The 6,425-nt window shown below is 58.3% G+C and carries 2 protein-coding genes and 1 pseudogene; all 3 read left to right on the top strand.

Annotation, left to right across the window (positions count from 1 at the left end; genetic code table 11):
• On the top strand, positions 1-1,259 hold a 1,259-nt coding region (locus EJA70_RS31100), incomplete at its 5' end, for an RHS repeat-associated core domain-containing protein (protein ID WP_256677672.1).
• Between the two features lie 199 nt (positions 1,260-1,458).
• Positions 1,459-5,946, top strand: coding sequence for a SpvB/TcaC N-terminal domain-containing protein (locus EJA70_RS12755; RefSeq protein ID WP_158831109.1), 4,488 nt, complete (start codon positions 1,459-1,461; stop codon positions 5,944-5,946).
• 8 nt (positions 5,947-5,954) lie between these two features.
• Positions 5,955-6,425, top strand: a pseudogene (locus EJA70_RS12750) (toxin); the annotation flags it as partial.

The raw sequence follows: 6,425 nt of genomic DNA, 5'->3' as shown, positions 1-6,425 counted from the left end.
GCACGATGGAGCTTGACCAGCAGGGCCGGATGATCAGTCATGAGGGTTACTACCCGTTCGGCGCCACTGCCTGGATGGCGGCACGTTCGCTGATCGAAGTGGCGTACAAGTTCATCCGTTACTCCGGCAAAGAGATGGACGTCAGTGGCCTCTATTACTACGGGGCGCGCTACTACGCGCCGTGGCTGCAGCGGTGGGTCAGTGCCGATCCGGCAGGGGATGTGGATGGGCTGAATCTGTATGCGTTTGTCGGTAACAACCCGATCGGTTTCAGCGATGCCACAGGCCTGGCAGGAGAAGGTTTTCAGTTGCCGACCGCGGCTGATTGGAAAGCCAGCGAAGCTCGGTTTTTTCAGCGTGGCAGCGAGCGACAGTCCATACGCAGCCAGCAAAATGCGACACGCCGCCTCAGACTGCAGTTGGAACATCATTTGAGGCGTCAGGATGAAATTCTGGGCCTGACCAAACTGCGCATGCGTGATGCTTCCGGCCAGCTTGAGCGGATGGGATCAGATGGCGATGTTGCAATTGCGACCTTGCGCAGAACGCTGGTGTTACTCCTCGGCAAGGGGGTCAGTTATGGCGCCGGGATAGCCGTTGGCGTTGGTACACAGGCGCTGGGACTTGCCGCTCCCGGTGTGGGCAACGCAATAGGCGTGGGCATGGGATACGCGGCAAAAATTGGCGTCAGCGTCGGCGTGGATTACATGGCGGAAAAAACCGGTGGCAGTGCATCGGTCAATCTGAAAACGTCCAAGCTGTCAGCCGAAAAAATCATCCGTAAAGCCGAACACAAACTGATGAATCCAGATCAGTACCTGCTGGCCAAGTACCAGAACATGAATCCAAAATCGCAAAAAGGACAGTTGAAGCTTGGCAAAGAAGTGACGGATAAAGGTGCAAGCGAACTGATGAAAGCGACGATAACGGGTGTTCCTTCCGAAGCAATCGGTGCAATGAGCGCGGGCGTGGGCTTCTTGCTCGCCTTGCCGGAAGTCATCAGTGAGGCCCTCGGTGCACTCCAAATGAAGTCACTGGAAAAAATGGCAACCTTTGCCACTAATATTGAAGATCTCGCCGAAGAGATCCAGGCAGGCATGATCAATATTGTGGAATTTCAGAATGCGCTGCCTGCAAGCACTGGCAACGATGCGCAAATTCAAGGCCTGTGGCATAGAACCTTCGAAGTCAACGCGGGATTGGAAGATCTCGGTCATGCGGTTAGATCACACGTCGCTCAGCGTAAAGCGGCGGCATGAAGCGAGTGAATTTTTTCGCCGAGAAAACTGCCGTCAACTCACAGAAAGCCCGGGAATCAGCGATGACCTGCCGGGCTTTTTTTCGTCTGCTACAAAAGCCAGCCCCTCACACCTGTCAGATCTGACAGGTGTCACGTGACAGGCGCTTTGTTAGCTTGGCGTTCGGCACTTTCTCTGCCCTGTTCACAGGTTACCTGCCATGACTACAGATGCCGATGCGCTCGTTACGCCGCCCTCCATCGCCAAAACCGCGTCCATTGCTACCCATGGCCGCAGTTGGGGGGATATCGGTGCGACGGGGCAACGCTCTTATGAGCTGGCGTTGCCTTTTCTGTCCGCACGCTCACTGGTTCCCGACACGATGCTTGCCTACGACGGTAACGCGGGCAATGGCAAGTGCGGCCTCGGCTGGAGTCTGTCCGAACCGGCGATCCGACGCAAAACCAGTACCGGTGTACCGAAATACCTGGCCACCGATGTCATGCTGGCCGATGGCACTGAACTGCGGCCCGAGTTGACCGTACGCGGCAAGCTCAAGACCCACAGGCGCACCCGTGGCAAAGGCCGCAGCGCGCAGACGTTCGCGGTGGCGCGCTATCTGCCAAGAGTGGAAAGCACCTTCAGCCGTTATGAATTGTGGACGCCCACCGCCGGTGGTGGCGAATTCTGGATCGTCCATGGCGCCGACGGCAGCCAATCGTGCTACGGCAACAGCACCGCGTCCTGCCTCTACGACCCGGATCAACCGGAGCACATCGTCGTATGGCTGTTGGTAGAAATCATGAACGCCGTCGGTGAGCATGTTTTCTTCGAGTACAAGGCCGACACCAGCCCCGCAGACCCGCGTTTTGACTATCGCGCGCAGCGTTATCTGCGGCAGATCTGCTACGGCAATGAAACCGCCAGTGCCGAGTTGTTTTGCCTGAAAGACCCGGCGGCGCAGGATAGGCGCTGGTATTTCCGGGCGATAGTCGATTATGGCGAGCGCACACAGGCCTTGGACGCAGTGCCGCCATTTACCGCAGCGGAAGACCTTTGGCCGATCCGCGACGATCCTTCCCGCCTGCACCGTTACGGCTTCGAGTTGGGCACGCGACGTCTGTGCCGGCAATTTCTGATGTACAACAACATCGGAGCGGAAAAGGTCCTGGTCAATCGTCTGCTGCTGGAATATCAGACCACGCAGATGCGCTACTCCCAGCTCAAAGCCGCCCATTACATGAGTTACGACGCCACTGGGCGGGTCAAGCATTCACCGCCCATTGAGTACTATTACAAGGACTTCGTGCTCGACACCGCGCCACAACCTTTCTTGCCATTCGAGCACATGCCCGGCCTCAACGACCGCGCGCCCTACTATTGCGTCGACCTTTACGGCGAAGGTTTGCCCGGTTTCCTGTGCCAGTACGAGAATGCCTGGTACTACCGCGAACCCCTGCGAGGCGAGCCCGGTACTGCTCAGATCGTTTACGGTCCGTGGACCTTGCTGCCGCTGCTGCCCAATGCCGACCTCAGCAAACCGCTGGTGCAGATCCTCACTGACCTGACGGGCGACGGCTGCCTGAACTGGGTTGTCGCGCAACCCGGAATCAGTGGCTATTACACGCTTAATCCGGATCGTAGCTGGTCATTATTCAAACCGTTCAACGGATTTCCGCTTGAGTTTTTTCATCTGTCGAGCCAATTGGGCGACTTCAGTGGCGACGGTCTGGATTCCGTCGCCATGATCGGTCCGAACAACGTACGGGTGTATGCCAACCTGCGGGAATCCGGTTTCGCGCGCGGCCACGAGGAACCGCACACCACCGACAGACTGCCAGTATTCGGTCCTGCCCCAACGGAGCAGGTGTTTCTCGGCAATCTGCACGCCAGCGATCTGAGCGGGCTGTGCCGGATCCGCCACGATCAGGTGGAGTGCTGGGCCAACCTGGGTCATGGCCGGTTTGGTGAAGGGTTCAAGCTGGGGGACTTGCCTTACAGCTACGATAATTTCAACACCGAGCAAATGCGCGTCTCCGATCTCGACGGCTCAGGCGCGCCCGCCGTGATCTATCTGAAATCCGATCACTTCGAGATATGGTTCAACCACGGCGGCAATGGTCTGGCCGCCACGCCGGTGCGGGTGCCATGGCCTGCGGGCGTTCGCTACGACAATCTTTGCCAGGTGACTTTCGCCGACCTTCAAGGCATCGGTTGCGCCAGCCTGCTATTGACCGTGCCGCACATGCAACCACAGCACTGGGTGTATCACTTCGCAAGCGAACGGCCTTACCTGCTTGAAGGTTGCAACAACAACATGGGATACAGCGCCACACTCGGCCATGTCAGCAGCGCGCAACGCTGGCTGGATGAAAAACAGCAGCTGTTGTCTGCCGGAAAAGACCCCGTCTGCCACCTGCCGTTTCCCCAGCAAGTGCTCGCCTGGTTACGCCAGGACGATGAGATCACCGGCAATTACCTGATGCAGTTCTGGGAATACTTCGAAGGTTATTACGACCGTGTGGCACGTGAGTTCTGCGGTTTTGCCCGGGTTTATCAGACCGATAGCGAACAGGAGCCCGGCAAACTCCTGAGCGGCCACACGGCGCCGATGAAGAGCAAGCGCTGGTTTCATACCGGTCGAAGTGTCGATCAGGTTTTGCTCGACACCTGCCAGCGCGACACTGAATACACACCGCTGGGCCTCACCCTGTACTCAGGGTTGAACAACCCCTTGAGACCCGTTCACGCAGGCAAGGCTGATTGCGCCGAAGCACGTGAAGCCGCCTACGCGCTCAGTGGCCGACTGCTGCGCACCGAGATGAGTCAAGCAGACGATCCCGCGCCGGCCCCACTGTTTTCGCTAACCGAGGTTCGCTATCGGGTCCGCCAGACCCATGACCACCCCTCCAGCCTGTTGGTACAGGAACTGGAATCGCGCAGCTTCGAATACGAGCGCTTCATGGACGACCCGCGCAGTCGGCATGCGGTCAATCTGGCATGGGACCCGTATGGCATGCTTGTTCATGGCATCACCGTAGACTGCGCACGTCGTCGCACGGACTCCGACGAACCGCCGTTCGAAGAAGAGGATCAGCGACGTGCCTGGCTCGACAGCCACGATGAACACCAACGCTGGTTTTATCTGAGCGAAACACGTGCAGACTTCATTCATCTGACCGACGCCCCCCACTGGCATCTCGGGCTGCCTTCACGCCAACGCAGCAATGCGTTTGTGCTGAAAAAAGGCGCATTGCCGCTGGGCCTGACGCCGGCAATCATCAGTTTCGAAAACTTTACCCAGTATCAGGACAGCGACGACTGGAACGACCTGCGCGAGCTGACCTCCCTCACCAGGCACACCTATCAGCAAGACACCGACGGCAACATCCTTTACCCGCCGTTGCCGGGACCGGTAGAGAGTGCCGTATTTGACGAAAAAGCCCTGACGGCCTACGACGGTCTCGCGCTGGATATTCGTGCCGAGCTCAGGCAGATCGGCTATCGACCCATGGCGCTGTTCTTCCCCGTCGATGCGGCTGAAGACGCGAGGGAAAACCTCTGGTCGGCCCACAGCGGGTTTTTCAGTTACGCAGGCGCTGCCGATTTTTATCAGGTCAGTGCGGTGCAACAGACTTCCAGCCACGGCGTAACGCAGATCATCCACGACGCGTTGCACTTGCTGATCAGCGCAATCATCTTGCCGGACGGCTGCAAGACTGAAGTGCAGCACGACTATCACACCTTGCTGCCTTTGCGCAGCAAGGACGCCAACGAGAACATCAACGAAGTGCTCTACGAACCGGGTGGCCAGCCGATGGTGCACAGTGTTCATGGCACCGAAAACGGCCAGCCGGCCGGCTTCAAAGAATTGGCGGTCTATCCACCACAACTCGATCTGAGCCCCGCGTACGCTCTCGCCAACCCTCATGAAGTTATCGCTTCAGCTGCCAGCGTGGTGCGTACAGAACTGTTCAGCTGGATGCCGTTGCTGCCCCCCGGGACGCTGCAACTCGAAAAGCAGGAATGGATCGCCAAAGGCCTGATGCTACCCAACGGGCGTGTTCGTGCCACAGCCCTGCGCTGGTTGACCGGGCTCAAAAGGCGTAGCGCCAGCGAGCAGACGCTGCTCGACCTGTTCGCTTCAACCGCACGCCAACCGGTGCACAGCGTCAACCTGGCAGCCGATCGGTATCACGATGATCCGTTGCAACTGATTCAGATCAGCATCCGTTACATCGACGGTTTCGGCCGCGAGTTGCAAAGCAAACAATTGGTCGATCCGGGGCTGGCTTACGTCGCCACTGCCGAAGACACGCTGATGCTTGATGATGCAGGCGCACCGAAAGAAGCGCCGGCCGAGCCACGCTGGCGCGTCAGCGCACGGGTCGAGTACAACCACAAGGGGGAGTCGATCCGGGTTTATCGTCCGTACTTTCTCAACAGCCACCGCTGCATCAATGACCGTTCGCTGCGCGAACATGGCTATCACGACCGGCTGTTTTATGACACGCAGGGAAGGCAGATCAAGACCATCAATGCCCATGGTTATTTGGCCTTCAGCATTTTTCACCCCTGGTTCAAATGCGATTACGACTACAACGACACTGACGACAGCCCGGCGAAAAATGCTCTCACACCAACAAAAAAACCTGACGTGCCTGCTGGAAAGCCCCCCAGACCTGTCAAGAAAAAAACCAATGCATGAACGTCAACATGCACAGGCTTACGCCATCGGTACTCGCCACTGATCCACGCGGGTTGCCCATCAGGCAAATCGAATACCTGCGCAATGTCGCGGGCAGCGAAATGCAGTCATTGATCACCCGCCAGCAACACGACGTTGCCGGGCGCCTGACAGCGCAGCGCGACCCGCGACTGCTGACGCCCAACCAAACCAGCGTTTACGGCCTGAACGCTGCCGTACTGAAATCCGCAAGCGTCGATGCCGGCCCTCGGGTGTACTTGCCGGGCCTGGCAGGCGAAACACTGGAGCGCCGTGATGGACACGGTAACGTCTGGCGCACCCGTTACGACAAGCTGATGCGCGTTGTGGCGCTGGAAGAAAACCAGCAGCCGAACGTCGAGACCTTCGTGTATGCCGACGGCTCGGCCAACGCATTGATGAACCTGCGCGGGCAATTGCTCAATCAGGTCGATCCGTCGGGTCGCATCGATTGCGAAAGT

The organism is Pseudomonas sp. PB103 (genome assembly GCF_009764635.1).
Classification (GTDB): Bacteria; Pseudomonadota; Gammaproteobacteria; order Pseudomonadales; family Pseudomonadaceae; genus Aquipseudomonas.
The sequence above is the reverse complement of the archived record's forward strand: the minus strand, read 5'-3'. Positions and strand labels throughout refer to the sequence as shown.

Excerpts from the sequence above, each read along its gene's own strand:
- EJA70_RS12755 (WP_158831109.1), top strand. The coding sequence starts at position 1,459 with ATGACTACAGATGCCGATGCGCTCGTTACGCCGCCCTCCATCGCCAAA.